General features: G+C 36.2%; 2 protein-coding genes. Both read right to left on the bottom strand.

The features are described 5' to 3' along the window. Positions 1–16: 16 nt before the first annotated feature. Positions 17–1873, bottom strand: coding sequence for a M61 family metallopeptidase (locus tag BBH99_RS10830; RefSeq protein WP_066695422.1), 1857 nt, complete (start codon positions 1871–1873; stop codon positions 17–19). Between the two features lie 133 nt (positions 1874–2006). Further along, the coding region (locus BBH99_RS10825) for a M1 family metallopeptidase (protein ID WP_165601916.1) at positions 2007–2974 on the bottom strand (968 nt) is incomplete at its 5' end.

Genomic DNA, 2974 nt, shown 5'->3' with positions numbered 1-2974 from the left:
ATCCCCGCTTTTCTATTTATTTTTTACCTGTCAGCCATTGAGTCTGCAGTTTCATTTCTTCCGGTGTTGGATTGGCTTTAAACTGAAGCGTTTCCATACTTAATTTATCCAGAACAGCTTTTCCTTTAAGCGTCATCTTTTCTTTCTTACCTGCATTGTCTCTTAAAATGGTTACGGTAACATCCTGTCCATCTTTGATCGTTTTGGTATATCCGATAAATTCCTGGATTTTTTGAATATCAATAGCTTTTCCATCAAGGGCAAGTACCTGATCGGTGATTTTAAATCCTATGCTTTTGGCGAATGGAGATAAAGCAGAATTTTCATCAAAAGCCAGAGCTTTGTTCTTGTCATCATATCCTGTCTGATTCGGATCTTTAATGAACCAGAAAATAGGTGGTGTTTCCTGTTTGTGAACTTCTACACCTACCATATTCAGATATTCCGCATAAGGGGTAGGCTGGCTTCCGGCAATATATTTATTATAAAAATCCTTTATCTGAGGATAGCCTGTTACTGCTACCAGTTCATCAATCAGCTTATCATCCTTGAACGGTTTATTTTCTCCGAATCTTTGGGATAATTTTCTAATCATATCACGATAACCCATTTCTCCGTTGGAAAGCTTTCTCAGTTCAATATCCATGCACATGGCCAGAAGCGCTCCTTTTTCATATACGTTTCTGTATTGATCCTTATATTGATCCTGTAATACATTTTTACTCATTACCGTAAACGGCATGGTATCATTGTAGTTCTTGGAGTTAGTAATCTTTTCTCCGATTCTTTTAAGGAATTCATCTTTATTAATAAGACCTTCCTGAATCTGGAATAAGTTTGCAAAATATTCAGTTCCTCCTTCGTACATCCACAGATGCTGAGACATTTTCGGATCCGCATAATTAAAATAATGGATTTCTTCAGAATGGGTTTTCAGAGGATTAACAGTATGGAAGAACTCGTGGGAAACCACATCAGTAATGGTTTGGTCAATAGCATCTTTCGGCATGGCTTCAGGAAGGACTACACTTGTAGACTCATGGTGTTCCAATGCTCCGAAACCTTTTATCATAGGGCCGTCACCACCAGATAAGTAAAGCATGATTGCATACTTTTTATTGGTATTCATATCCCCAAGGAATTTCTTTTGAGCTACTACCATTTTTTCAAGATTATCCTTGAAATCGGCTGCTTTATATTTTCCGGTTGGCGAGTACACGCCTAAAACAAGATCCATTCCTCCGGCATTGAAGGTAATATAATCCGGTTTGGTGTACATCAACGGAGAATCTGTCACCTTTGCATAATTGGCAAGGGTATAAGTATCTGTAGATTCAGATTTATCCTGGTCAACCAATGCTGTGGTACCATAGAAATCAGTGGGTTTTTGAATAACAAGCTGATAAGGCACATCCTGCATATTTTCAATATATCCGATAAAGCCATGCGTATTGATCATATAGATCTTTCCTGCTTCAATATCAGTTCCTGAAGGGGAAAATACAGCTTTATGCTTTGACGTATCCATCTCCTCATCGAAACTGTCATTCACAAGATAAGAGATTTTGCTCAGGTTTTGAGCATTTTTCAATGAATAGCTGTTATCATTAACTTTTGTGAAGGCCAGTTCCTTTCCTTTGTTGTCATAAAACTTAATGCCTTCTATGAATCTTCCATAATCATCTACAGAATAAGTGCCGGGAACCGTTTTCGGAAAATGAAATTTGATATCTCCTGATTTCATTTTCGGAAATTCCATTGTAACGGCTACTTTATCATCTTTTACATTAACGAGGTCAATAGTGGTTTTTATAGACTGGGCATTCGCTAAAAAAGCGGCGAAAAGGCCTAAGCTAAGTGCTGTTTTTCTCATTAGGTTTGAATTTATAGTTAAATAGTTGCTTATTTTTCTGTTTTGTTACCAAATAAAGTATTAAACTTTTCTTAAATTTTTAATAAAAATAAAAAAGCAAACCTGCTGATTCGCAGATTTGCTTTTTTCTTAGTTACTGAACACTCAGATAATTAATATAATAATTCTTATTCAATTCAACCGGGGTGCTTTTCTTTAGCTTTACCGTTTGCCATTCTTCTGTTGGGGTTATTGTCTGGTCTCCATTGATAATGATTGGCAATTTCAGGTTTTTCACAATATCCTTATATCTGAATTTCAATGTATCTCCATTTTGAGTATATTCAAGAGTAGGGATCTTGATGGTTCTCAGATACTGGTCAAAAACAGTAGAGAAATCAATGCCTGATTTTGATGAAATATAATCTTCAATCTGTTTTGTGGTAACCGTCTGATGGTAAAAATCTTTACCTAGTCCTCTCAAAATTTGTCTAAATTTTTCATCATTATTAATGACCTGTCTTATTGTATGAATCATGTTGGCTCCTTTAGGATACATATCGCCACTTCCTTCATTTCTTACACCATACTTCCCGATAATAGGAACATCATTTGCAATTTTTCCTCTAAGGCCTATCATATAAATATCAGCAGACTTTTTATCCAGGTAATTTTCTGTAAAAAGCACTTCCGAATACATGGTGAAACTTTCATGGATCCACATATCTGCTTGATCTTTTGCGGTAATATTGTTGGCAAACCATTCGTGACCGCTTTCGTGGATGATGATATAGTCCCATTTCAGACCAATTCCTGTTCCTGAAAGGTCTTTTCCACGGTAACCATTTTGATAGTCATTTCCATAGGCTACATTGCTTTGGTGTTCCATACCCAAATAAGGAGAATCAACCAGTTTATAGGAATCTTCATAGAAAGGATATGGACCGAACCAATGTTCAAATGCAGAAAGCATAGGCTTTACTTGCTCAAATTGCTTCTTTGCTTTGTCAAGATTATAGTCAAGTACCCAGTAATCCAGATCCAGTTTTCCTTTTTCCCCGTCATAAGTATCTTTAAAATTCACATATTTACCGATGTTTGGGATGATAGAGTAATCATTGA

Source organism: Chryseobacterium contaminans (assembly GCF_001684955.1).
GTDB lineage: Bacteria > Bacteroidota > Bacteroidia > Flavobacteriales > Weeksellaceae > Chryseobacterium > Chryseobacterium contaminans.
Note: the sequence above shows the minus strand (reverse complement) of the source record. Positions and strands in the feature narration are given on the sequence as shown.

Excerpts from the sequence above, each read along its gene's own strand:
- BBH99_RS10830 (WP_066695422.1), bottom strand. The coding sequence starts at position 1,873 with ATGAGAAAAACAGCACTTAGCTTAGGCCTTTTCGCCGCTTTTTTAGCG.